We start from the raw sequence: 25,074 nt of genomic DNA, 5'->3' as shown, positions 1-25,074 counted from the left end.
AGTATTCTTTTGCTTATAAACTTATAGCCTCACCACCTGCAGCTTCAATAGCAGCTTTTGCAGTAGCTGTAAATTTATGTACAGAAACTTTTAATGTAGCTTTCAATTCACCACTTCCAAGAATCTTTACCAAATCGTTTTTACCTACCAATCTGTTTTCAACAAGAGTTTCCAAAGTGACTACGTCCTTGATAGCACCTTTGTCTACCAATTCCTGTAATTTGTTCAAATTAACTCCTGCGTATTCTTTTCTGTTAATGTTGGTAAAACCAAACTTAGGCACACGTCTCTGCAATGGCATTTGACCACCTTCGAAACCTAATTTCTTAGAATACCCAGATCTTGATTTAGCTCCTTTATGACCTCTAGCAGCGGTACCACCCTTACCGGATCCTTGACCTCTACCGATTATCTTTCCAGCTCTCTGAATAGAGCCTTCTGCCGGTTTTAAATTACTTAAATTCATAACACTACTTTTATATTAAGCTTCTTCTGTAGAAACTAAGTGTTTAACTTTATTTACCATACCAAGAATATTTGGCGTAGACTCATGTTCTACGACCTGACCTATCCTGTGTAAACCAAGAGCTTCTAGAGTTCTCTTTTGTCTTAGAGTTCTTTTAATACCACTCTTAACCTGTTTAACTTTTATCTTTCCCATTTTATTCCTGGTTTTATCCTTTAAAAACTTTTTCTAAAGAAATACCTCTCTGATTCGAAATCGTCTTGGCATCTCTAAGTTGTAAAAGAGCATCAAACGTAGCCTTTACTACGTTGTGCGGGTTGGAAGAACCTTGAGATTTAGATAATACATCACTAACACCTACTGCTTCCAATACTGATCTAACCGCACCACCTGCAATTACTCCGGTACCGTGCGATGCAGGCTGGATATAAACTCTAGCTCCACCGAATTTCCCTTTTTGTTCATGTGGCAAAGTTCCTTTGTTAAGCGGAATTCTAATAAGATTCTTTTTAGCATCTTCGATCGCCTTGGCAATTGCGGTAGCAACTTCCTTAGACTTACCTAAACCTTGACCTACTACGCCGTTCTCATCACCTACAACCACGATTGCAGAAAATCCGAACGCTCTACCACCTTTTGTTACTTTGGTAACGCGTTGTACCCCTACCAATCTATCTTTTAATTCTAAACCTCCCGGCTTAACAGTCTCTACGTTTTTGTATTTCTGATACATAATTTTCTTAGAATTTTAATCCTGCTTCCCTAGCGCCTTCGGCTAATGATTTTACTCTACCGTGGTATAAGTTACCACCTCTATCAAAAGCCACAGCTTCGATACCAGCTTGTTTTGCCTTATCGGCAATAGCTTTACCTACTAAGTTAGCAACTTCTGTTTTAGTTCCTTTAGCGTCAGCTAACGCTTTATCTCTCGAGGAAGCAGCAACCAAAGTGGTTCCTGCAACATCATCGATAATTTGAGCGTATATTTCACTATTACTTCTAAAAACAGCAAGTCTTGGCCTTTCTGCAGTACCTGAGGATACTTTTCTAATTCTCCTTCTGATACGTTGTCTTCTTTCAGTCTTCGATAATCCCATAATGCTATTTATTAAGCTGATTTACCAGCTTTTCTTCTTAATTGTTCACCAACAAACTTAATTCCTTTTCCTTTGTAAGGCTCTGGCTTACGGAAAGCTCTAATTTTAGCAGCTATTTGACCCACTAATTGCTTATCATGTGAACTTAGCTTTATAATTGGATTCTTTCCTTTATCTGACGTTGTCTCTACTTTTACTTCCGGAGCCAATTCAATAACGATATTGTGCGAAAATCCTAAAGCAAGGTCTAACTTTTGTCCTTGATGGCTGGCACGGTATCCTACCCCAACCAATTCCAATTCTTTTACCCAACCTTTAGAAACTCCCTCGACCATATTAAAGATCAAAGATCTGTAAAGACCATGTCTTGCTTTGTGATCCTTGGAATCAGACGGTCTGGTTACATATATCTGTCCGTCCTCAACCTTTACAGTTGCTCCAGAAAATTCTTGGGAGAGTTCTCCCAACTTACCTTTTACAGTAATAACATCTTCCTTAACCGCTACGGTTACACCTTCTGGAATTGCTATCGGATTATTACCTGTTCTAGACATTCTTCTAACTCTTTATAGTATTAATAAACATAACATAATACTTCTCCACCTGCATTCTCTAATCTAGCCTGCTTGCTTGTCATAACACCATGGGAAGTAGATACTATCGCGATTCCTAAACCATTAAGAACTCGTGGCAACTCGGTTGAGCTAGCATATTTCCTTAGACCTGGCTTACTTACACGTTGAATTTTTCTTATAACCGGCTCTTTTGTGAACTTATCGTATTTCAAGGCTATTTTAATAGAGCCTTGAACCGCGTTATCTTCGAATTTGTAGCTTAAAATATATCCTTGATCGAATAATATTTTAGTGATTTCTTTCTTTAAATTAGACGCTGGGATCTCTACCACCCTATGGCCGGCACGACTAGCGTTTCTAATTCTTGTTAAATAATCCGAAATTGGATCTGTAAACATAATTATAGAATTGCGGTAACGGTTTTTAACCATTTTGGTTAAACCTGAAACCAGTTGATATTAATTTTTATTACCAGCTTGCCTTAGTAACTCCAGGGATAAGACCATTGTTGGCCATTTCTCTGAAAGTAACCCTAGAAATACCAAAGGTTCTCATGTACCCTCTTGGTCTTCCAGTTAGCTTACAACGGTTATGCATACGAACAGGAGAAGCATTCTTTGGCAATCTTTGTAGCCCTTCATAGTCCCCGGCCTCTTTCAAAGCTTTTCTCTTTTCAGCATATTTAGCTACAGTCTTTGCTCTTTTGACCTCACGGGCCTTCATCGATTCTTTAGCCATACTAATTCTTTTTAAAAGGTAGTCCTAATTCAGTTAATAATGATTTTGCTTCCTTGTCTGTATCCGCAGAAGTTACAAATGTAATATCCATTCCATTGATTCTATTAATTTTATCAATGTTTATTTCTGGAAATATGATTTGCTCCGTAATACCAAGACTATAATTCCCTCTTCCGTCAAAGCCAGTAGCCTTAATTCCTTGGAAATCCCTTACTCTAGGCAATGCACTAGTCACCAATCTATCTAAGAATTCGTACATTTTTTCTCCACGTAAAGTAACTTTTGCACCAATTGGCATCCCTTTACGTAATTTAAATGCAGCAACATCCTTTTTAGACATTGTTGAAATTGCTTTTTGTCCTGTGATCAATGTAAGCTCGTCAACCGCATGGTCGATAAGTTTTTTGTCTGCTACTGCAGCACCAACACCTCTACTAACAACAATTTTTTCTAATTTAGGAACCTGCATTACATTCTTGTAACCAAACTCCTCCTTAAGAGCTATTACTACTCTCTCTTTATATTCCTGTTTTAATCTTGGAACGTAAGCCATAACTAAATTACTTCTTTAGATTTCTTAGAAACTCGTACTTTCTTACCATCCTTCACTTCGTACCCAACTCTTGTAGTATCTCCCGACTTTGCGTCGATCAATGCTAAATTAGATATATGCAAAGGCGCCTCTTTTTTTACGATTCCTCCTTGAGGGTTGCTCGCACTAGGCTTTTGGTGCTTAGAGACCATATTGGCCCCTTCCACAATCGCCTTGTTTTTTTCACGGTCAACACTTACAACTTTGCCTTCGACCCCTTTGTGATCTCCGGCAATAATTCTAACAGTATCCCCTGTTTTTATTTTCAGTTTTTTCATTTTGCTAATTTTATTAAAGCACCTCTGGAGCCAAAGATACAATTTTCATGAATTGCTTATCACGAAGCTCTCTGGCCACTGGTCCAAAAACACGTGAACCTCTCATTTCCCCTGCAGGGTTCAAAAGCACACAAGCATTATCATCGAATCGAATGTAAGAGCCATCCTGTCTTCTAACTTCTTTTTTTGTCCTTACAACAACTGCCGTGGAAACTGCACCTTTTTTGACAGCCCCGTTTGGAGTAGCTTCCTTAACGGTCACTACTATTTTATCCCCAACAGAAGCATATCTCCTTTTTGTACCTCCTAGCACACGGATGGTCAAAACTTCTTTTGCCCCCGTATTGTCCGCTACTTTTAGTCTAGATTCTTGCTGTAACATAATTATTTAGCTCTTTCAATGATTTCAACTAACCTCCAACACTTGGTCTTACTCAATGGACGAGTCTCCATTATTTTTACAGTATCGCCAATATTGCAATCGTTCTTTTCATCGTGCGCAACATATTTCTTTGTTTTTAACACGAACTTTCCGTACATAGGGTGCTTCACACGTTTAACTTCTGAAACCACTACCGATTTCTCCATTTTGTTGCTAGTTACAACCCCTATTCTCTCTTTTCTTAAATTCCTTTTTTCCATAAAGCAGAACCGATTATTGTAATTCCCTTTTTGTTAATTCAGTTGCTAATCTAGCCACGGTTCTTCTCACTTTTCTGATAAGCAAAGGATTTTCCAATGGTGTTACAGAGTGAGCTAGTTTTAAATCGGCGTACTGTTTTTTAAACTCAGCAACCTTTTCGTTTAACCCTTCAACTGATAATTCTTTTATTTCTGATTGTTTCATGATTCCTTGCAATTATATTAAGCAGAATAGTCCCTAGCAATAATAAATTTAGTTTTTACCGGTAGTTTCTGAGCTGCAAGACGTAATGCCTCTTTTGCAATATCAATAGATACACCAGCAATCTCGAACAACACTCTACCAGGCAACACAACAGCAACGAAATATTCCGGTGCTCCTTTACCTTTACCCATACGTACCTCTAAAGGCTTCTTAGTGATAGGCTTGTCCGGGAATATTTTAATCCATAACTGCCCTTCTCTTTTCATGTATCTAGTTGCCGCAATACGAGCTGCTTCTATTTGGCGCGATGTTATAAAAGAGGTATCCAAAGATTTGATACCAAACATACCGTTTGAAAGTTGATGACCTCTACCAGAGATCCCTTTCATACGACCCTTCTGCATTTTGCGAAACTTAGTTCTTTTTGGCTGTAACATTTCTTTCCTTCTTTAAAAAATTACTTTCTACGACGTTGTTTCTTTGGTCCGTCTTGTTTACCACTTTTTCCAGTTTGGCTTTTTGCCATTCCAACTAAGGGAGAAAGTTCTCTTTTTCCATAGACCTCACCTTTCATGATCCATACTTTAATACCTAATCTTCCATAAGTAGTATGTGCTTCATGCAAAGCGTAATCGATATCTGCCCTAAAAGTCGATAATGGAATACGTCCATCCTTATAAGACTCAGACCTCGCCATTTCTGCCCCGTTCAATCTTCCAGAGATCTGAACCTTGATACCTTCAGCATTCATCCTCATCGCTGCGGCAATCGCCATTTTAATAGCTCTCCTAAAAGAAATTCTACTTTCAATCTGACGTGCTATACTAGCAGCAACAAGGTTTGCATCCAACTCAGGTCTTTTAATCTCAAAGATATTGATCTGAACTTCCTTATCTGTAATTTTTTTAAGCTCCTCTTTCAACTTATCTACTTCCTGACCCCCTTTACCGATGATAATACCTGGTCTGGCAGTAGTGATTGTTACAGTGATCAACTTAAGAGTACGCTCAATAATGATTCTAGACACACTAGCCTTGGCCAAACGTGCATGAACATATTTTCTGATCTTATCGTCTTCGGCAAGCTTATCGCCATAATCGTTTCCACCGTACCAGTTAGATTCCCATCCTCTGATAATTCCTAGACGATTTCCGATTGGATTTGTTTTCTGTCCCATACTAAATGCTCTAGCTTTGTGTGTTATTGTTAGATCCCAAAACCAAGGTAACATGGTTGGAACGTTTTCTGATTCTATGTGCTCTTCCTTGTGGCGCTGGACGAAGTCTTTTCAACATACTTCCACCATCCACTCTAATCTCCTTAACAAAAAGTTCAGCTTCTTCAATATTAGCGTCCTCATTTTTTGCCTGCCAGTTAGCTATTGCAGATAACAACAACTTTTCTATACGACGAGAAGCCTCTTTTGAATTGAATTTTAAAATAGCAAGCGCTTTTTCTACCTGCACCCCTCTTACCAAATCCGCTACCAAGCGCATTTTTCTAGGAGAAGTAGGGCAATTATTTAATTTTGCAAACGCTATTTGCTGCTTTTCCGCCTTTATTCTTTCGGCCATTTGTTTTTTTCGAACTCCCATAGCTTACTACTTTTTACCTTTATTTTTTGCACCTGCATGACCTCTAAAAGATCGTGTAGGAGAAAATTCACCTAACTTGTGACCTACCATGTTCTCAGTTACAAAAACAGGTACAAATTGTTTCCCATTGTGAACTGCTATAGTCTGTCCTACAAAATCAGGAGTTATCATAGAAGCTCTAGACCATGTCTTAATGACTGCCTTTTTCCCAGATTCAACATTTTGCTGGACTTTTTTATCCAAACTATAGTGAACGTAAGGTCCTTTCTTTAATGAACGTGCCATTTCTTTCTACTTTTTATTTCTTTCTACGTTCTAAAATATACTTGTTTGTACTCTTAGTCTTGGAACGGGTTCTAAATCCTTTAGCAGGAATTCCGTTTCTAGATCTTGGGTGACCTCCTGAAGCTCTACCTTCACCACCACCCATTGGGTGATCGACAGGGTTCATCGCTACCGGTCTTGTTCTTGGTCTTCTACCTAACCATCTGCTTCTACCAGCCTTACCAGATACCAACAATTGGTGGTCGTGGTTAGACACAGCACCTACAGTAGCCATACAATCAGCCAAAACCAATCTGGTTTCACCTGATGGCAATTTGATAGTAACAAACTTTCCATCCTTAGCCATTAACTGAGCAAAAGTACCTGCACTACGAGCCATAACAGCTCCTTGTCCAGGACGCAACTCAATTCCAGAAATAATAGTACCTAACGGCATATTACCTAAAGGAAGCGCATTCCCGATCTCCGGTGCAGCATTAGCTCCAGAAATCAATTCCTGCCCAACCTGTAAACCGTTTAGAGCAATAATGTATTTTCTTTCACCGTCAGCATACGCTAATAACGCTATAAAAGCTGTTCTGTTCGGATCGTACTGAATCGATTCTACGGTAGCAACAACATCTTGTTTATCCCTTTTGAAATCGATTACACGATACCTTCTCTTATGACCTCCACCTTTTTGGCGTATCGTCATTTTTCCTTGACTGTTTCTACCTCCAGATTTTTTTAACGGAGCAAGCAAGCTTTTTTCCGGCTTATCAGTAGTAATGGCGTCAAATCCGTTAACTACTCTAAAACGCTGCCCTGGAGTGATTGGTTTTAATTTTCTAACTGACATTTTTTGTCTTTATAGATTACTGTAAAAATCAATATTTTCTCCTTCTGCGATATCAACAATGGCTTTTTTGTAACCACTTGTCTTTCCGTGCTGCACACCAGTTTTAGTGTAGCGCGATTTACGCGAAGGACCATAATTCATAGTTCGAACTTTATCGACTGAAACGCCATAAGTTGCCTCTACTGCTTCTTTTATCTGGATTTTGTTAGCCTTAGGGTTAACAAAAAAACCATAACGATTATACAACTCGCTATCTGCAGTCATTTTTTCCGTAATAATTGGCTTTATCAACACACTCATGGTCCGCTTATTTAATTAAGTTCGATTCGATTCCTTCCAAAGAACCCTCTAACAACACGACATTGTTAGCATTTAAAATTTTGTAAGTACTTAATTCTGCGTTCGTTACAACTTCAGAATTTTGCAAATTACGTGAAGACAAATATACGTTATTATTCGCCTCACCCAATACAATTAAAGACTTTTTGTTTTCAAGCCCTAAAGACTTCAAAATATCTTTAAACTCTTTTGTTTTTGGAGCTTCAAAATTGAAGTTTTCTACAACCGTAATGGCGTTCTCGTTAGACTTCAATGTCAAAGCAGACCTTCTGGCCAAACGTTTAACGTTTTTGTTCAATTTTTGCTTGTAATCCTTTGGTCTAGGCCCAAAAATACGACCACCACCTCTGAATACAGGAGACTTAATACTACCCGCACGAGCAGTACCTGTTCCTTTTTGCTTCTTGATTTTTCTTGTACTACCAGCTATTTCGGCACGCTCTTTAGATTTGTGCGTTCCTTGTCTTTGGTGTGCTAAATATTGTTTAACATCCAAATATACAGCATGATTGTTTGGCTCTATTGCGAATACAGCATCAGAAAGCTCAACCTCTCTGCCTGTTTCTTTTCCCTTAATATCTAAAACTGCTACCTTCATTACTTCTCAATAGTTACGTAAGCGTTCTTATGTCCCGGTACACAACCTTTTACTACTAAAAGATTTTTTTCTGGAACAATTTTTAAAACTTTTAGGTTTTGTACGGTAACTTTATCGCCACCCATTCTACCTGCCATCTTCATTCCTTTGAAAACTCTTGCAGGATATGAAGCCGCACCAATAGAACCTGGAGCTCTTAAACGGTTGTGCTGACCATGGGTTGCTTGTCCAACACCGCCGAAGCCATGCCTCTTAACAACACCCTGAAAACCCTTACCTTTAGATGTTCCAACAACATCTACAAATTCTCCTTCTACAAACAAGTCAACACCCAAAGTGTCTCCCAATTTAAATTCACCTTCCCAACCTTGGAATTCCATGACCTTTTTCTTAGGAGAAGCACCTGCTTTTTTAAAGTGACCTGTAGCCGCTTTGTTTGCACGTTTTTCTGCCTTGTCATCGAAACCAAGCTGAAGGGCACTGTACCCGTCGACCTCTTCGGTTCTGACTTGGGTAATTACGCATGGTCCAGCTTCGATTACCGTACATGGAATGTTCTTTCCATTTTCGTCGAAAATGCTGGTCATACCTACTTTTCTACCTATTAACCCAGACATATTTATAATTAATTAATTGATTACTATTTAGTTTTAAAAAAAAAAACAGGGCCCAAAAATAAACTGACCCTGAATTTATTTTTTCCGTTTTTCCCTCGCGAAACGCTCAGGACATGTTCTTCACCACTATAATTGGCAAAAGATTTTGCAAAGTTAAACTTTTATCTCAACTTCTACACCACTAGGGAGCTCTAATTTCATTAAAGCATCAATAGTTTTTGATGAAGAGCTGTAAATATCCAAAAGTCTTTTATAAGAACTTAACTGAAACTGCTCTCTTGCTTTCTTATTTACGTGCGGAGAACGCAAAACTGTAAATATTTTTTTATGTGTTGGCAAAGGAATTGGTCCAGTTACTACTGCACCAGTACTCTTTACCGTTTTTACGATTTTCTCAGCAGATTTATCTACCAAGTTATGGTCGTATGACTTTAATTTGATTCTAATTTTTTGACTCATCTTAGTACGATTACGCTGTTAAACCTTTAGCTTTTTTAATGACCTCTTCTGAGATATTGGATGGAGTTTCGGCATAGTGCGAAAATTCCATTGTAGAGGTTGCTCTACCAGAAGACAAGGTTCTTAAAGAAGTAACATATCCAAACATTTCTGAAAGTGGCACAGTACCTTTTACAACTTTAGATCCGGCTCTATCATCCATATTGGTAATAGTTCCTCTTCTACGGTTAAGGTCACCTACAATATCACCCATGTTTTCTTCCGGAGTCAATACCTCCAATTTCATGATAGGTTCCATTATAACAGCACCTGCAGCTTTACCTGCAGCTTTATACCCCATTCTAGCTGCTAATTCGAAAGAAAGCGCATCAGAATCCACAGGGTGGAAAGAACCATCCTTAAGAACAACCTTCATACGATCCATCTCATAACCAGCCAATGGTCCAGCCTTCATAGCCTCTTTAAATCCTTTTTCAACAGGCCCGATAAATTCTTTTGGAATACGACCACCTTTGATCTCATCTACAAACTGCAATCCAGCTCCAACGAAATCGTCATCAGCAGGCCCTAATTCAAAGACAATATCACCAAACTTACCACGACCACCAGATTGTTTCTTATAAACCTCTCTATGCGCAGCAGTTTTAGTTACAGCCTCTTTGTACTCTACTTGTGGCTCACCTTGATTTACCTCGACCTTAAACTCACGTCTTAAACGGTCAACAATAATATCTAAGTGAAGCTCTCCCATTCCAGAAATAATGGTCTGTCCTGAAGCTTCGTCGGTCTTCACCTGGAAAGTAGGATCTTCTTCGGCCAATTTACCCAAGGCCATACCCAACTTATCCATATCGGCCTTCGTCTTAGGCTCTACAGCGATACCAATTACCGGATCTGGGAAATCCATACTCTCCAATACAATTGGGTGCTTTTCAGCAGACATGGTATCCCCTGTTTTAATATCTTTAAATCCAACAGCCGCACCTATATCCCCAGCTTCGATAAAATCGATAGCATTTTGCTTATTAGAATGCATCTGATAGATACGAGAAATCCTTTCTTTCTTACCAGAACGGTTGTTCAGGATATAAGACCCTGCATCCAAACGCCCAGAATATGCTCTAAAGAATGCCAAACGACCAACAAAAGGATCGGTAGCAATCTTAAATGCCAAAGCAGCAAAAGGCTCCTTCACATCTGGCTTACGCTTTTCCTCTTCTCCTGTTTCAGGATTTGTTCCAACAATAGCTTCTTTATCCATTGGAGAAGGCAAGTATCTACATACCGCATCCAACAAGAACTGAACACCTTTGTTTTTAAAAGAAGAACCACAAACCATAGGAATGATACTCATATCCATAACAGCAGCTCTTAAGGCAGCATGTACTTCATCTTCCGAAATAGAATCCTCATCCTCGAAAAATTTCTCCATTAAAGTCTCGTCGTACTCAGCAACCGCCTCAATAAGCTTCGCCCTGTACTCCCTAACCTCTTCCTTCATATCTTCCGGAATATCAACGACATCAAAAGTTGCCCCGAAATTCTCATCATGCCACACGATCGCCCTATTCTTCACCAAATCAACGATACCCTTAAAGTCCGCCTCGTCTCCGATAGGCAAAACAATAGGCACCGCATTAGATCCCAACATAGACTTAACCTGACCGTTTACATTCAAGAAGTTAGCCCCTTGACGATCCATTTTATTAACGAAACCAATACGTGGCACCTTGTAATTATCAGCTAACCTCCAGTTAGTTTCAGACTGAGGCTCAACACCATCAACTGCACTAAAAAGAAACACCAACCCATCAAGAACCCTTAGAGAACGGTTTACTTCAACCGTAAAGTCCACGTGACCGGGAGTATCTATAATATTAAAGTGATAAGACTGAGCATCTTCTGTTGGCTGTGCATTTTCCATCGGGAAAACCCACTCACACGTAGTAGCAGCAGAGGTAATGGTAATTCCTCGCTCCTGCTCTTGCTCCATCCAGTCCATGGTAGCGGCACCATCATGAACCTCACCCAATTTATGACTCACACCTGTATAAAACAAAATACGTTCTGTCGTAGTTGTTTTACCAGCATCGATATGAGCCGCAATACCTATATTTCTTGTTAATTTTAAATCTCTAGCCATTTCTCTATTAATTAAAATCTAAAATGAGAGAAAGCTTTGTTCGCTTCCGCCATTTTATGAGTATCTACTCTTTTCTTAACCGCAGCACCTTCTTCTTTAGAAGCAGCTAGAATTTCTGCCGCTAATTTTTGAGACATAGCCTTCTCATTTCTCTTACGAGAATAACTAATAAGCCATTTCATAGCAGTTGAAATCTTACGATCTGGTCTAATCTGCATTGGAATCTGAAAAGTAGCTCCTCCTACTCTTCTACTCCTTACCTCTACATGAGGCATTACATTGGACAAGGCATCTTTCCACAACTCCAAAGCTGTTTTTTCCTCATCCGTTTTCTTCTCTTCTACGATATCAATTGCATCATAGAACACCTTAAAGGCGATTGACTTTTTACCGTCCCACATCATCATGTTAACAAAACGTGTTACCAATTGATCATTAAACCTTGGATCCGGTAAAAGGGGTCTCTTTTTTGCCTGCTTTTTTCTCATTTCTTCTCTTTAAAAAGTTTAATTTACTTCTTAGGGCGTTTTGCACCATATTTAGACCTACGTTGAGTTCTTCCTGCAACACCTGCGGTGTCCAAAGCTCCTCTAACGATGTGGTATCTAACACCTGGCAAATCTTTTACCCTTCCGCCTCTTACTAATACTATCGAGTGCTCCTGTAAATTGTGACCCTCACCTGGGATGTACGCGTTCACTTCTTTTCCATTTGTCAACCTAACCCTTGCAACTTTACGCATTGCAGAGTTTGGTTTTTTAGGAGTAGTAGTATAAACACGAGTACATACACCTCTTCTTTGAGGACACGATTCCAAAGCAGCCGATTTACTCTTCTTAGTAATTGTGGCTCTTCCTTTTCGTACTAATTGTGAAATTGTTGGCATACTAATTTATGTATAATAAAACTTAACCCTTCTTTTTAAGGGTCGGCAAATATAATCTTAATTCGCTATAATTCAAACCTTATCACCTTTTTTTTATGTTTTTTATTTATTTAAAAGGAAATCCCCTACCTACTATTCCCTCTTTCCTTCTTCTGTATTTTAAAACAGACCTCAAGACCTCTTAATTCTTTAACACCTCTATTTAAGCATAAACTACAAAGCAACCGACTCTTACACCTCTCCTAACCCCTTAACATACTCACTACAATCCTCTTTTACTTATCACACAAAAAAAACCTATATGGTTTTATTTATAACATAAATCATAAATTATTATTAATTTTTATTTGGTTCTTTAACATTTATTTAGCTATTTTGCCTACAGCTAATTCAAACAAATAAAAATGAAAACAAATTTAAATGGAATTCTAACGCTATTTTTAGCGTTGGTTGTGCAGCTTGCGTTTGCACAGCAAAGAACGATCTCAGGGACGGTTACAGATCAAGACGGCCTACCGCTCCCTGGAGTGAACATCCTGGTAAAAGGAACCGCTTTAGGCACTCAAACGGATTTTGATGGAAATTACTCCATATTGGGCAGCACAGGACAGGTTTTATTATTCACTTACATTGGGCAAAAAAATGTAACTCGCACCATCGGAACCAGCAATATTATTGATATTCAGATGACCGAGGATGCCCAAGCATTAGAAGAAGTGGTAGTAACCGCCGTGGGTATTACACGAAGTGAAAAAGGACTTGGCTACAATGTACAGACCGTTGATGCCGAAGCTATTAGCACGAAGCCAAATGCAGATGTAGTAAACTCCCTATCTGGAGCTACTTCAGGAGTGCAGATCGTGAATTCCTCTGGAGAGGCAGGGGCGTCCACCTTTATAACCATTAGGGGGTCAGCGTCGATTACTGGAAATAACCAGCCGCTTTTCGTAGTAAACGGATTGCCGATTGCTTCAGGCGGAGGAAGCAGCGGAACTGGAGGCGTTAATACCTCGAGCCGTTCTATTGACATCAACCCAGATGATATAGCCAGCGTATCAGTTCTAAAAGGAGGTGCAGCAACAGCGCTTTACGGAGTTAGAGCCGCTAACGGTGCCATAATCATTACAACAAAATCTGGTAAGAACTTAAATGCCAAAAAAATTGAGGTACATAGTTCCATGGGAATAGACGTAATCTCACAAGTACCAGGTAGACAGAAAAAATATTCGCAAGGAAGTGGAGGGACTTGGTCCGGCGGCAATGCAGCCTCTTGGGGAGCACCTATTGCCGAATTGGAATACGACGGGGATTCTTCTTACAAATGGGATCCTAACGGTAGATTGGTGCCTAAAGGTACAGGCAACGGTATGCCCGCAAAAGCATACGATGTTTACGATTTTTTCCAGCATGGAACGGTTAGCAACAACAGTGTTAGTATTAGTAATGGAAATGAGCAAGGGGACTATTTTTTCTCCTTATCTAACCGTGATCAGGAAGGTATTGTTCCTAACAACAAATACGGTAGAACTACTGTTAGATTAAATGCCAATACCAATATATCTGACAATATTAAATTTGGTGCCGATATGGCCTATACCAATTCCCGCGCCGTACAGATCCAAAAGGGATCTAACGTTTCCGGTATTATGTTGGGATTATTAAGAACTGCCACAACCTTTGACAATAGTGCAGGGTATGAATTTGCCGATGGGTCGCAACGTAACTACCGTAATGGTGGAGGATATGACAATCCATATTGGATTGCGAACAATATTAGGTTTGACGAAGACGTAAACCGTTTTACTGGAGGAATTAACTTGAATGTAAAGTTTACCGACCACTTAAGCCTAACCTATAACACTGGTATCGACTGGTACAACAGACGCTATGTAGATCAGTTCAAAATTAATTCCAGAGGTAATCCAAGAGGATATTTGGGAGAGTATATGAATTTCAACAGCGTATTTAACTCTGACCTTTTGCTGAATTATCGCAATGATATCACAGACAACTTAGACATCAGCCTTACTATAGGGAACAATTATTATTCGACTAACAGTAAATTTCTTTTCGGAGATGCTACCGGCTTAGAAATCCCAGATTTCTATCAGCTAAACAATACTAGTGCCAACACTACATCTACCGGAACAAGCCGTTCTAGGACCATGGCAATATTTGCCGACCTACAATTATCCTATGACGATATGATCTACTTAGGATTAACAGGAAGGAACGACTGGGCAACCACGATGCCAGAGAACAACAATAGTGCTTTTTACCCATCAGCAAGTTTAGGTTTTGTATTTACAGAAATTGATGGTTTAAAAAACAATTCTATTCTATCTTTTGGTAAGTTAAGGGCGTCTGCTGCAACAACCGCCAACATTGCTCCAGCATACCAAACTACGAACAACTTTGTATCTGCAGGCACGGCTGATGGGTGGACAGACGGAGTAGAATTCCCTTATGCAGGCCAAACAGGATTTGCAGTAAGCTCCGGCTTAGGAAATCCAGACCTTAAACATGAAACCCAGGATTCGTGGGAAGTAGGTGCCGATCTTAGATTTCTTAACAGCCGTTTAGGTGTAGATTTCACTTATTTCAACAACAACAACACCGACCTGCTAATGGATGTCCCTATTGCTGCGTCTTCGGGTTTTACCTCGGTATTCCTAAATGCAGCATCTATGGAATCGAAAGGTATAGAAATCAGTTTAAATGCCACGCCTATAAAAACAAAAGATTTTCAATGGGATTTTGTGGCCAATTATACGGAATTTAGCAACATTGTTACCAAATTGGCCGATGGGGTAGATAATATTTTCCTTGGAGGATTTACAACACCCCAAGTTAGAGCGGTTGTTGGCGAAGAATACCGAAGTATATTTGGTGAGGATTGGTATAGAGACGAGAATGGAAATGTTATCATCAATGACGATCCTACCGACAACTTTAGGGATGGATATCCAATGACCAATACCTCTCAAGGCTTAGTTCCTATTGGCAACTTTAACCCAGATTGGACAGCAAACATGACCAATACCCTTACTTATAAGAATTTGAGTCTTTCCTTCCTAATAGATGTAAAATCTGGGGGAGTAATGTACAATGGAACTGCATTTGCTATGAATTTCTTTGGGGTTCATGAACGCACAGAAAATAGGGAGGTTTATTACACTGCCGATGGTAGCATTGACTTTGACAGGACTCCTAAAGAAAACATCGTAGTTATGGATGGGGTTTACGGCCATATAGATAGTGACGGAAACGTTGTATCCAATGGAACTAAAAACGTTACTCCTGTAGTTCAGGACCAAGCTTGGTTCCAAGGAAACGGAAGTAACTTTGGAGGTGGCCCATCCTCAGCTGCAATGGAGCCTGCTGACTGGGTAAGACTTAGAGATTTGACGGTTGCATACAACTTTAAAAAATTATCACCATTAATCAAAGACGCCCAAATATACTTTTCAGGTAGAAACCTATGGATTGACACCCCTTATACAGGTATCGATCCAGAAACAAACCTAGGGGGAGCAACAAACGCCCAAGGTATGGACTACTTTAACAGTCCTGGTACAAGAAGTTACACAATGGGCCTTAAATTCACCTTCTAATTGTAAATATTTAAATCATGAAAAAAACAAATAATAACATATTTAAAAACCTGATGGCAGTAATAGGCATATTACTTGTATCAGTGTCATGTAACAATTGGATCGATCACGATCTAAACATTGATCCGGACTCACCTGCCGATGTTCCAATGAGCTTACTTTTGCCAGCCATTCAACAATCAATGGGATACAATTTGGTTGGGAACAACACGGTAAGGACCAATAACATTTGGATGCAACATTTTGATGGTACCGACCGCCAATCTTATACAGAAACTAGGTATCAATTAACACCGGCAGATGTCAATAATGTTTGGTCATCCATATATACCGAAATGATGATGAACAGTACTATCATTATTAACAAAGCTAGAATCGAAGGTGCGGCCTCTCCAAATTTTGAAGGTGTTGGACAAGTATTGTTGGCTACCTCCCTAGGTATAACAACCGATTTGTTCGGATCTATTCCTTACACTGAAGCTTTTAAAGGGTCGGAAAACGTATTGTCACCATCCTATGACTCCCAAGAATCTATTTACAACACCATTTTTTCACTGTTAGATAAGGCGTTGGCCAATTTAGACAACAGTGCCAATACTATAGCTGTTGAAGGGGATGTTATTTACGACGGGGATCTTAATAAGTGGAAAAAAGCAGCCAACTCAATCAAGGCAAGGCATCACTTACAGCTATCCGGAGTAAACGGCAATGCTGCTTATACTGCAGCTTTAGCTGCAGTAAGCGGAGGTTTTACGTCTAATGCCGATGATATGTTGGTGCCTTTTGAAGATAAAAACCGTAACCCAATTTACCAATTTATGGAAGAAAGGACAGATATCAGAATGGGCGCCACTTTGATCGATATGTTAGCAGCCAACGATGATCCACGCCTTCCCTTTTATGCCGAAGAAGATTCGGACGGCAACTTTTCAGGTAGTACCCCTGGAGGGCAAAATGATGGAGCATCCAAACCAGGTAGCGATATAGCCGCATTTGATGCCTCAACCAAATTAATGACTTATTCTGAGTTGAAATTTATTGAAGCCGAAGCTCGGTTAGCTTTAGGACAGCCTGGAGCGCAAGAAGCTTATGAAGCAGCCGTTGCAGCCTCAGTACTAAGAGTTACCGGTGCAGCTAATCAGGCTTGGTTAGATGCCAATATAAATGGGATTCCTGTAACTTTGGAGAATATTATTACCCAAAAATACATAGATGGCGTTGCTACCAATCAGCCATATGCCGATTGGAGAAGAACTGGATTCCCTGCACTTAATATTGCAGAGGGCGCAGTAATTCCAAATATACCAACAAGATTTCCCTATGCGCAAAGCGAGTTGGATTACAATAGCGAAAACGTGCCGTCGGTTAGTATTTCAGACAAATTATGGTGGGATCAATAAAATAAAAAAAATCTAAGATGAAAAATAAAATTATTTATTCAGTTCTACTCTTGGTCACCGCGCTTTTTGCAGTCTCCTGTGAGTACGATGAAACAGAATTTGCAAAGTTAACAGATAACGCTCCTGACCCTAACGCAACCTATTACGTTCAGTTTAAGGATGCGTCCAAAAATTTGGAGTCCGGGGTTGCAGAATCGGGTGATTTAGTAGATATCGAAACGAGCATTATTGTTGCATTATTAGGACTTCCACAATCCGAAGCTGTTACAGTAAACTTGACCGTGGACCCATCTACCACTATAGAACCTAATATGTATGAGTTATCATCCTCAACCGTAACTATTCCTGCTGGATCTACAGGGGCTTCAGTAAGCTTTAAAACCAATACCTCTGAAATGCCTGTAGGAGAACCATTAAAATTGGTTTTAAACGTTGACGCAGGTGCAAATACAGCAACTGCTGGGACGCTTTTAACATACAATCTTTTACGAATTGCTTTTTGTCCTTTAGAAAATGGAACAGAAGATTTAGCTGGAGCTTATTCTTCTACCATTGACCTCAATGGATATGGAGATGCTATAACCACGGTTGCCTCTGATGGAGATCTGATGATTTCCGGTCTTGGAGTTTCATTTATCAATGGTTTCTGGGGAGAAGCTGTAATAGAAGGTGGCACAATCAATGCTAAAGTCGCTGCAAATGGCGTAGTAACCATTCCAAGACAATACATTTATACTACCGAATATGAGGGAGATCCTTATGACTACGAAATAGCAGGTACAGGAAAATGGACTAATTGTGATGCAAAACCTACCCTTGTTATAGATTACGATATTTACTACGTTGGGGAAGACACTGGGCTTGCCGCTCAATACTTCCCTACATACCTAGCTTCAGCAACGCTAGGAGGCACCTTTACCATGAATTAAAAATATAAAGGAACACTCCCTATCCCTTGCGATAGTTAAATTTTAAAGAGGCATTCATTAATTTGAATGCCTCTTATTTTATGCACCGGGGCTATACAGCCAAAAACCAAACAATATTAATCAAGCTTGAGGCAATATAGATCGTCGATATCATTGATTCAATCCATTAAAGTCCGCATCAAGTGTTGTTATGAAAATTTTCATCCATAACAACTTCAATTTTTTATACCTTTGCCAGATGAAAAATGAGGACTACCAAATTTTTGGGATTCGCGCTATTATAGAAGCTATAAACGCCGGTAAAACCTTGGACAAGGTTTTTATACAAAAGGGATTAAAAGGAGATTTAATCAAGGAACTAGAGACCCTGATCCGTAAAAACGGCATAGGTTTTTCCTATGTCCCAATAGAAAAACTAAACAGGCTTACCAGGGGAAACCACCAAGGGGTGGTCGCCTCTATCTCGCCCATCGCATTTTACGAACTCGAAGAATTGGTCGAGAAAGTGCTGGCCAACGAAAATAAGGTTCCCTTGTTCCTATTGCTAGACCAGCTTTCCGATGTACGTAACTTTGGCGCCATTATTAGAACTGCCGAATGTACCGGCGTAGACGGTATCATCATACAAAAGAAAGGTGCCGCGCCAGTAACGGCAGATACCATTAAAACTTCTGCAGGGGCCGCTTTTAAAGTTCCTATTGCCAAAGTAAATCATTTAAAGGACGCTGTTTTCTATTTACAGGCCTCTGGCATAAAAGTAATTTCCGCTACTGAAAAAACAGAAAATACCATTTATGATGTTTCCTTAAAGGAACCATCTGCCATTGTAATGGGCTCGGAAGACGTAGGTATTACCCCTTCTATTTTAAAAGCCTCGGATGCTACGGCCAAACTGCCGCTATTGGGAGAAATAGGCTCGTTGAACGTATCTGTTGCCTGTGGGGTGTTCTTGTACGAAGCGGTACGGCAACGCTTAAACTAGGAATCTGTTTTCCTTTCTTTATACTCGTAAATAATTTGAATGGAGTCTACACTTGTGTCGGCTCCATTTTCTTTTTGTTCAATAAAATTCCCGTCCTCATCAAAATGTTGTAGAAATACATCGTCCTCTACTGGGTAATCTTCATGCTCCCAATCGTATTTTTTTACCACAGGCAATTTAGCCTTTACTACCATCGCCAACAACAATCCGCTCAGGAAACCTCCTAAATGGCCCTCCCATGATATATCTTCCTTAACAGGGAAAATATACCAGAGCAAACTACCATAAACAAAAACCACTATTAGAGACAGGGCCACCAACCTATAGTGTTTAGTGAAAATTCCTTTAAAAAAAATAAAGCTTGCCAACAGATAAATAACTCCACTTGCCCCAATATGGTACGATGGCCTACCAATGGCCCATGTAACTAATCCAGAGAGCAGTACCCCTCCTACAACTATCCGAAGGGCTATACTCCTATAAAAGTATACCAATGCCGCCAAAAGGATCGCCAAGGGAATGGTGTTATTATAAAGATGCTCCACCGAAGCATGCAAAAAGGGACTAAAAACAATACCTCTTAACCCTTTTAAGGTCCGGGGATAAACACCATACTCGTTGAGGTTTATGCCAAATTGGAGCTCTGCCCAATAAACCGTCCATATAGACAGAACAGCCCCCAAAGGAACTAATAGTATCCAATCCGTATATGTAAAATACTTTTGCTCTGTCATAACAACCAAAAAAAACGAGGACATGGTGCTATACGAATGTAACATTTTGTCTCCAAATTCTAAACTTTTTTAAATACTATAAAGCAATACCAAAGTAATGCTCTAGGAATAAGAAACCTACATAAGTAAAAATCAAAACCCGATAATCCACTAAAAAGCGGCCTCGGATTTTCCTTTACACCACAATTTAAAATGTATAATTTTATCTTACTTTTATACCATGAACGAGCCACTTGCAGAAAGGGTACGCCCAAAAACACTCGAAGACTATATCAGTCAAAATCATCTAGTAGGTGAAAAAGGAGCCTTGACCCATCAAATAAAAAAAGGCATTTTACCCTCCTTAATCCTTTGGGGGCCCCCAGGGACCGGAAAGACTACCCTGGCCAATATTATCGCCCAAGAAAGCGGACGCCCTTTTTATACCTTGAGCGCCATTAACAGTGGGGTGAAGGATATCAGGGAAGTCATTGATAAGGCCAAACAAAGTGGCGGACTTTTTACTACTAAAAACCCCATTCTTTTTATCGATGAAATTCATCGTTTTAGCAAGTCGCAACAAGACTCTCTCTTGGCTGCCGTTGAAAAAGGCTGGGTTACCCTTATAGGTGCTACCACCGAAAACCCAAGTTTTGAGGTTATTCCCGCCCTATTGTCACGATGCCAGGTATATATCCTAAATGCCTTTGGAAAGGAAGACCTGGAAGCCTTGCTTTACAGAGCCATGGAACTAGACGACTATTTGAAATCGAAGAAAATAACCCTGAAAGAAACCGAGGCCCTCATGCGCCTTTCCGGAGGCGATGGCCGTAAACTTCTAAATATTTTTGAGCTCATCGTTAACTCCGAAGCCTCGGATACCATAACGATAACCGATGAAATTGTTCTAAATAAAATACAGAAAAACACCGTATTATACGATAAAACCGGGGAACAACATTACGATATCGTTTCTGCTTTTATAAAATCTATACGCGGCAGCGATCCCAATGCTGCCGTATATTGGTTAGCCAGAATGATCGAAGGCGGCGAGGACGTCAAATTCATCGCTCGTCGATTGCTTATATTGGCTTCCGAAGACATAGGAAATGCAAATCCCACGGCGCTGGTCATGGCCAATACTACCTTTCAATCGGTGACGACCATTGGCTACCCGGAAGCGAGGATCATTTTAAGTCAGTGTGTCATTTATTTGGCCACTTCTCCTAAAAGCAACGCTAGTTATATGGCCATTAACCACGCTCAGCAATTGGTAAAACAGACCGGCGATCTTTCGGTACCTATTGCCCTGCGAAATGCGCCCACAAAGTTAATGAAAGATCTAGGGTATGGACAGGAGTACAAATATGCCCATGACTACGCCAATAATTTTGTAGCCGAAGAGTTTTTTCCAACCGAATTGTCTGGCACCAGCCTCTATAAGCCCGGAAACAATCCACGTGAAAATTCCTTAAAAGACTTTTTAAAAAATCGCTGGAAGGATAAATACGAGTTATAGAAAAGGTGAGCCCCTCAAAATCCTTCTGGGCTTTGTTTAAAGAAGGATCACATGCAAGGCACAAAGTACGCCGAACAAGAAAGCTGTTGGGCTTTTCAATAAAATTAAGTCAATGCCCCCTTTTACACCTTATAGGCTAATTATTTGGGCGTTCCCTCCTTCGTCGGGCGGGCCATTGGCTATATCCCTTGCGCTGCTGCGGGGATGCCGCCGCTGTCCCTAACGCAGGTTCATGTACCAATTAACAAATATAACAATGAACCAATGGGGTATTATAGCATTTGATTAATGCAGCAATAATCCATGAAAAACGTCCAAAATGTTCAACACCAATCAGGGCAGTTGAAAATGTCGATGCCCGAATAGCATCGACCACTTTTTCCATTAAAAACTGTTTACTGCTAATTGTTAATTGAATGCCGCGTTAGGGATTGCAGCGGCATCCTTTTTTAAAAGGGCATGGGCCCTTTAAAAAAGATACAGCGGAAAGAGCGACCCGATAGGGTAACGCCCATATATAACAAGGGAATTGGCACCCATAAAGACCGACAAACCGCATTAAAGTAGAAACAAAAGATAATGGTTTGTTAGGCGACATTCACCAATTAAAACCACTGTTCTTTATTGTTCACAAGTGTCCCTGTAGCCGCTCTTAGAATTTGATATTCAACTCCTTATTGATCAACTCCTCTTCTTGATAATATTCAAAAATCCATTTCTCGCCCTTTTTATACACAATACCATCAACTTGCTGCTCCGTTTTGGCGATATAAAAATTCATGAGACTGGTATGGTACAACTTCATGGTAATTTTAGGAGTACTATCTACCAATTGATATCCGTTTGGAATTTTTTGGGCATATAAAACCGCGGTATCCTTTATAAGTTTTACGTGATGCAAAGCAGGATCCGCAGAAACAGGCTCCATACTTTTAAAATATTGCTCCTCTAAGGTTGCCTTTTGCTGTACTACCTTCTGCTGATTAGTTTCGGATTGATGTTGAGCTGCATCTTCAAATCGTATGTCTTTGTCCTTTTCAGCTGGGTCTTGCAATCGAACGACATCGTCTTTAAAACTAATGGATACCCTAGAATCTTTGTCCTTTGGGGTATATGCATAATTTAAATTTGCAATGTCCTTAAAACTGTTTTTTATGGCCTCTGAATAAGCGGCCCTATACTCCTTCTCCTTGCTCCTGCCTTCTCCCGTAATAAACACTTCTTTATTGGCACAGTCCGTTAAAGACAGTTTTACCTTGGTAGTAAACAAGGAGGAATCGTCTAGCAACCTAACCAACAAACCTTTGCAACGATCTACCATCAGTTCTTCTGGCAAATCATTGTCATAGACCGCAGTAAATCCATTTTCTACAAAAAGCTGTTTCATCAGGGTACTTGTTAAGTACTGGTTCTCGGATTTAAAGGCCTCAAATTTTGCGGGAACAATGATATACTTATAATTATTTATTTTAGATTGTGACATCCCGTAATAACTGAAAATAAAAAAAAGGGATACTATAATATTTTTCATACAAATCGCTTATCGAGACCTAAGGTCTCATTTATTTCTTGCCCCAAGTTATGATATTTAATCCTAACTGAAAAGAAGTGTAGTGGCTATCTGCTAGATTTTCCAAGGCCAGAAGATTATCGGCCATAACGTAAAAGTTTACGGGACCTGCTTGTACATTCAGCCCTAATCCGATATTGGAAAAGGAAAACTTATCGATCGTGTAGGTGGTCTTTAGTGCCAGGGAATTCCCTAATCTACGCATATAAAAAGCGGTAAGCGCTGCTTGCGGTCCTCTTGGTCTATTGATCGCGTAAAGTTGGGCCCCTACAGCGTTTACATACCTCTCTACCCCCCGATAGCTAGCATATCTGTAATCGCACCCACAGTTTTCCCGAGAAGGCAAGGCTTTGCCAAAGTTATAGCGAAGGGATCCATATAGCTTGGTTGGCCTAAAAGAAATATACCCCTGCCTGTTTTGATTAAAGGGTACCAGTTTTTCTACCTTATCGACCAATTCCTTCCAAAAGTCAGTATCATTAGGGGCAAAGGCATCGGGCAAAACAACCTCAACACCCTCTACAGTAGCCTGCCCTTTTAAGGTATAATTACGAACATTGCTGCTATTATAAATAAAGCCCAAGTCTAAAACACTACCGGTCACTACAGTTTGCGCATTGAGCTGATAAGAAAAACCAAAATCTACGCCTACCCCTAGATTGCCTCCAAAAAATAACCGTTTGGTTAAAATCCCCGGTATTCGATCCCTATCCTCATCAAAGGCTCTGTAAATCTCTTCCATCCCCGAGGATCTAAACTCCATATCGGCATCTATGGTATTGGCCAAAAGGTTATTCTCGCCCTTCTCTGTTATGTAATAGCCACGATTTTTAGTAGAGGAAAAGTTCACGGCACTGGAATATATTTTGGCTCGTCCTCCCAGGGTCAATTCCCTATTGACCTTTTTATTGATCCCAAAATGAAAAACATTCAATATTTCCCCTCGGGTCTTAAGGTGCCCTAAATTAAATTTATCTCCGATATAATCTGCATTCCCTTCAAAACCAAGTATGGCATAATCCTTAAACCAATACCCAATAGCATCGCCTTCATTATAAATTCCGAAGGAATAAAAATTCGTCGGGTTCCTCCCCCTAAAACCACCGCTCAAAAGTTCTATCTGATAAGTACCGCTAAGGTCGTCCCGGCTGCTCACCCCATGTATAAGCCGTTCCCTCACCTTTTGATTAAAATCTATACCATCTTCTGCAAAAAGATCGTTTACGGTTACCCCACTAGAGCCGGCCTGAAAAGAAATTCCGGATACCCCGGGGATACCGGCATACCATTGAAAATCTGTCTGCATTCCTGGATTGAGCAACAAGGCTTGTGGAATATCGGTAAAATCGTAAAGAAGTTCTTTGTTTTGGGCATTGATAAAACTGCCACATAACAAAGTGAAAAAGAAAAGGAATCTATACATTTTTATTTTAATCGAACTTTGAATTCCGCACTGGATTTAAAAATTACTTTAGGATCCTTAAGAGACGACTGGCTAGTATTGTCGCCACGGTTTATTACTCTTATTCTGATACTGGAAATGTTTTTTACAACCCTTTGGGTATCGGCTTGATTATACGCTACGGTTTTCTCCAAAACGAATGGTTCAGAGGTTGCCGCTGCTACCGAGAAATCTGTAAAATCCAATTCTCGATCGTTTTCATCCAAAAAAGTCACCACAATATCAACAGGCTTAGAGGTGGTGTTTACAATTTCGTAAGCAATACTGCCTTCTATTATTCTGTCGGCAATAAAATCTTCATTAAAAGCGTCAAAATTGTAGTCCTCACTAAAGGGTACCCCGATGGGAGCGTTATTAAGGGCCGTTTCAGAAACTTCATAATACAAAAGGCTGGCCGGCACCTTTGGAATTATATCCAAATCTTGATACTGATCAAAATCCTGACGTTCTACGCATGACAGCCCACTCGTCATTAGGGCCAATATCATTACTATTTTTAAAATCCTTTTCATCCTCAATAAATATAAGTAGC

The 25,074-nt window shown here is 39.9% G+C and carries 33 protein-coding genes; 5 read left to right on the top strand and 28 right to left on the bottom strand.

Annotation, left to right across the window (positions count from 1 at the left end):
- Positions 1–13: 13 nt before the first annotated feature.
- The 24 genes from rplO to rpsL form a co-directional block, all read right to left on the bottom strand.
- Positions 14–466, bottom strand: coding sequence for a 50S ribosomal protein L15 (rplO, locus tag BUA16_RS06470; RefSeq protein WP_072763936.1), 453 nt, complete (start codon positions 464–466; stop codon positions 14–16).
- A gap of 15 nt (positions 467–481) precedes the next feature.
- Positions 482–661: a 50S ribosomal protein L30 gene (rpmD, locus tag BUA16_RS06465; RefSeq protein WP_072763935.1), complete on the bottom strand. Its 180-nt coding sequence runs from the start codon at positions 659–661 to the stop codon at positions 482–484.
- Positions 662–674: 13 nt separating this feature from the next.
- Entirely contained in the window at positions 675–1,199 is a 525-nt protein-coding gene (rpsE, locus tag BUA16_RS06460; RefSeq protein WP_072763934.1) for a 30S ribosomal protein S5, read from the bottom strand.
- A 7-nt stretch (positions 1,200–1,206) separates the two neighbouring features.
- Entirely contained in the window at positions 1,207–1,563 is a 357-nt protein-coding gene (gene rplR, locus BUA16_RS06455) for a 50S ribosomal protein L18 (RefSeq protein WP_072763933.1), read from the bottom strand.
- An 11-nt stretch (positions 1,564–1,574) separates the two neighbouring features.
- Positions 1,575–2,117, bottom strand: a complete 543-nt coding sequence (gene rplF / locus BUA16_RS06450) for a 50S ribosomal protein L6 (RefSeq protein ID WP_072763932.1) — start codon at positions 2,115–2,117, stop codon at positions 1,575–1,577.
- 20 nt (positions 2,118–2,137) lie between these two features.
- Positions 2,138–2,536, bottom strand: coding sequence for a 30S ribosomal protein S8 (gene rpsH, locus BUA16_RS06445; protein ID WP_072763977.1), 399 nt, complete (start codon positions 2,534–2,536; stop codon positions 2,138–2,140).
- A gap of 70 nt (positions 2,537–2,606) precedes the next feature.
- Positions 2,607–2,876: a 30S ribosomal protein S14 gene (gene rpsN, locus BUA16_RS06440; RefSeq protein ID WP_072763931.1), complete on the bottom strand. Its 270-nt coding sequence runs from the start codon at positions 2,874–2,876 to the stop codon at positions 2,607–2,609.
- 1 nt (position 2,877) lies between these two features.
- Complete coding sequence (gene rplE, locus BUA16_RS06435) at positions 2,878–3,429, bottom strand: 50S ribosomal protein L5 (RefSeq protein WP_072763930.1); 552 nt, start codon at positions 3,427–3,429, stop codon at positions 2,878–2,880.
- A 2-nt stretch (positions 3,430–3,431) separates the two neighbouring features.
- Positions 3,432–3,746, bottom strand: coding sequence for a 50S ribosomal protein L24 (gene rplX / locus BUA16_RS06430; protein ID WP_072763929.1), 315 nt, complete (start codon positions 3,744–3,746; stop codon positions 3,432–3,434).
- A gap of 13 nt (positions 3,747–3,759) precedes the next feature.
- Entirely contained in the window at positions 3,760–4,128 is a 369-nt protein-coding gene (gene rplN / locus BUA16_RS06425) for a 50S ribosomal protein L14 (protein WP_072763928.1), read from the bottom strand.
- A 2-nt stretch (positions 4,129–4,130) separates the two neighbouring features.
- Positions 4,131–4,388 carry a 30S ribosomal protein S17 gene (gene rpsQ / locus BUA16_RS06420; RefSeq protein WP_031445107.1) on the bottom strand — a complete coding sequence of 86 codons (258 nt, stop codon included), beginning with the start codon at positions 4,386–4,388 and terminating at the stop codon, positions 4,131–4,133.
- Positions 4,389–4,401: 13 nt separating this feature from the next.
- Positions 4,402–4,593 (bottom strand): 50S ribosomal protein L29, encoded by a 192-nt coding sequence (gene rpmC / locus BUA16_RS06415; protein WP_072763927.1) that lies wholly within the window; start codon positions 4,591–4,593, stop codon positions 4,402–4,404.
- Positions 4,594–4,610: 17 nt separating this feature from the next.
- Entirely contained in the window at positions 4,611–5,030 is a 420-nt protein-coding gene (rplP, locus tag BUA16_RS06410; protein WP_072763926.1) for a 50S ribosomal protein L16, read from the bottom strand.
- Positions 5,031–5,050: 20 nt separating this feature from the next.
- Positions 5,051–5,770, bottom strand: coding sequence for a 30S ribosomal protein S3 (gene rpsC / locus BUA16_RS06405; protein ID WP_072763925.1), 720 nt, complete (start codon positions 5,768–5,770; stop codon positions 5,051–5,053).
- A 10-nt stretch (positions 5,771–5,780) separates the two neighbouring features.
- Positions 5,781–6,188 (bottom strand): 50S ribosomal protein L22, encoded by a 408-nt coding sequence (rplV, locus tag BUA16_RS06400; protein WP_072763924.1) that lies wholly within the window; start codon positions 6,186–6,188, stop codon positions 5,781–5,783.
- A 6-nt stretch (positions 6,189–6,194) separates the two neighbouring features.
- Positions 6,195–6,473 (bottom strand): 30S ribosomal protein S19, encoded by a 279-nt coding sequence (rpsS, locus tag BUA16_RS06395; protein WP_026810026.1) that lies wholly within the window; start codon positions 6,471–6,473, stop codon positions 6,195–6,197.
- Between the two features lie 13 nt (positions 6,474–6,486).
- Entirely contained in the window at positions 6,487–7,311 is an 825-nt protein-coding gene (gene rplB / locus BUA16_RS06390; protein ID WP_072763923.1) for a 50S ribosomal protein L2, read from the bottom strand.
- A 9-nt stretch (positions 7,312–7,320) separates the two neighbouring features.
- Positions 7,321–7,611, bottom strand: a complete 291-nt coding sequence (rplW, locus tag BUA16_RS06385; RefSeq protein WP_072763922.1) for a 50S ribosomal protein L23 — start codon at positions 7,609–7,611, stop codon at positions 7,321–7,323.
- Positions 7,612–7,618: 7 nt separating this feature from the next.
- Positions 7,619–8,248 (bottom strand): 50S ribosomal protein L4, encoded by a 630-nt coding sequence (gene rplD / locus BUA16_RS06380; protein ID WP_072763921.1) that lies wholly within the window; start codon positions 8,246–8,248, stop codon positions 7,619–7,621.
- Positions 8,248–8,865, bottom strand: a complete 618-nt coding sequence (gene rplC, locus BUA16_RS06375; RefSeq protein ID WP_072763920.1) for a 50S ribosomal protein L3 — start codon at positions 8,863–8,865, stop codon at positions 8,248–8,250. The genes rplD and rplC overlap by 1 nt, the downstream gene beginning before the upstream one ends.
- A gap of 153 nt (positions 8,866–9,018) precedes the next feature.
- Positions 9,019–9,324 carry a 30S ribosomal protein S10 gene (rpsJ, locus tag BUA16_RS06370; protein WP_006988551.1) on the bottom strand — a complete coding sequence of 102 codons (306 nt, stop codon included), beginning with the start codon at positions 9,322–9,324 and terminating at the stop codon, positions 9,019–9,021.
- Between the two features lie 10 nt (positions 9,325–9,334).
- On the bottom strand, positions 9,335–11,467 hold the full coding sequence (gene fusA, locus BUA16_RS06365) for an elongation factor G (RefSeq protein WP_072763919.1): 2,133 nt from the start codon (positions 11,465–11,467) through the stop codon (positions 9,335–9,337).
- Positions 11,468–11,478: 11 nt separating this feature from the next.
- Entirely contained in the window at positions 11,479–11,955 is a 477-nt protein-coding gene (gene rpsG / locus BUA16_RS06360; protein ID WP_072763918.1) for a 30S ribosomal protein S7, read from the bottom strand.
- Positions 11,956–11,978: 23 nt separating this feature from the next.
- Positions 11,979–12,353 carry a 30S ribosomal protein S12 gene (gene rpsL / locus BUA16_RS06355; protein ID WP_072763916.1) on the bottom strand — a complete coding sequence of 125 codons (375 nt, stop codon included), beginning with the start codon at positions 12,351–12,353 and terminating at the stop codon, positions 11,979–11,981.
- Between the two features lie 404 nt (positions 12,354–12,757).
- Between rpsL and BUA16_RS06350 the strand changes: the two genes are divergently transcribed.
- The 4 genes from BUA16_RS06350 (at position 12,758) to rlmB (ending at position 19,278) form a co-directional block, all read left to right on the top strand.
- Positions 12,758–15,967: a SusC/RagA family TonB-linked outer membrane protein gene (locus BUA16_RS06350; RefSeq protein WP_072763914.1), complete on the top strand. Its 3,210-nt coding sequence runs from the start codon at positions 12,758–12,760 to the stop codon at positions 15,965–15,967.
- A gap of 17 nt (positions 15,968–15,984) precedes the next feature.
- Positions 15,985–17,367: a SusD/RagB family nutrient-binding outer membrane lipoprotein gene (locus tag BUA16_RS06345; protein WP_072763912.1), complete on the top strand. Its 1,383-nt coding sequence runs from the start codon at positions 15,985–15,987 to the stop codon at positions 17,365–17,367.
- 17 nt (positions 17,368–17,384) lie between these two features.
- A complete protein-coding gene (locus BUA16_RS06340; protein WP_072763910.1) occupies positions 17,385–18,296 on the top strand; it encodes a DUF1735 domain-containing protein in 912 nt (303 codons plus the stop codon).
- A 238-nt stretch (positions 18,297–18,534) separates the two neighbouring features.
- A complete protein-coding gene (gene rlmB, locus BUA16_RS06335; RefSeq protein ID WP_072763908.1) occupies positions 18,535–19,278 on the top strand; it encodes a 23S rRNA (guanosine(2251)-2'-O)-methyltransferase RlmB in 744 nt (247 codons plus the stop codon).
- On the opposite strand, the gene BUA16_RS06330 is transcribed toward rlmB, so the two are convergent.
- On the bottom strand, positions 19,275–20,012 hold the full coding sequence (locus BUA16_RS06330) for a rhomboid family intramembrane serine protease (RefSeq protein ID WP_072763976.1): 738 nt from the start codon (positions 20,010–20,012) through the stop codon (positions 19,275–19,277). The genes rlmB and BUA16_RS06330 overlap by 4 nt on opposite strands.
- Positions 20,013–20,232: 220 nt before the next feature.
- On the opposite strand from BUA16_RS06330, the gene BUA16_RS06325 reads away from it, so the two are divergent.
- Entirely contained in the window at positions 20,233–21,510 is a 1,278-nt protein-coding gene (locus BUA16_RS06325; RefSeq protein WP_072763906.1) for a replication-associated recombination protein A, read from the top strand.
- 652 nt (positions 21,511–22,162) lie between these two features.
- Here BUA16_RS06325 and BUA16_RS06320 read toward each other — a convergent pair.
- Genes BUA16_RS06320 through BUA16_RS06310 form a run of 3 tightly spaced genes read right to left on the bottom strand, consistent with a single transcriptional unit; the run spans position 22,163 to position 25,054 of the window.
- Positions 22,163–23,041 carry a hypothetical protein gene (locus BUA16_RS06320; protein ID WP_072763904.1) on the bottom strand — a complete coding sequence of 293 codons (879 nt, stop codon included), beginning with the start codon at positions 23,039–23,041 and terminating at the stop codon, positions 22,163–22,165.
- A 31-nt stretch (positions 23,042–23,072) separates the two neighbouring features.
- Positions 23,073–24,503, bottom strand: coding sequence for a DUF5723 family protein (locus BUA16_RS06315; protein WP_072763902.1), 1,431 nt, complete (start codon positions 24,501–24,503; stop codon positions 23,073–23,075).
- 2 nt (positions 24,504–24,505) lie between these two features.
- Positions 24,506–25,054, bottom strand: a complete 549-nt coding sequence (locus tag BUA16_RS06310; RefSeq protein ID WP_072763900.1) for a hypothetical protein — start codon at positions 25,052–25,054, stop codon at positions 24,506–24,508.
- Positions 25,055–25,074 lie beyond the last annotated feature (20 nt).

This window comes from Arenibacter nanhaiticus (assembly GCF_900141935.1).
In the GTDB taxonomy this organism is placed as follows: domain Bacteria; phylum Bacteroidota; class Bacteroidia; order Flavobacteriales; family Flavobacteriaceae; genus Arenibacter; species Arenibacter nanhaiticus.
Note: the sequence above shows the minus strand (reverse complement) of the source record. Positions and strands in the feature narration are given on the sequence as shown.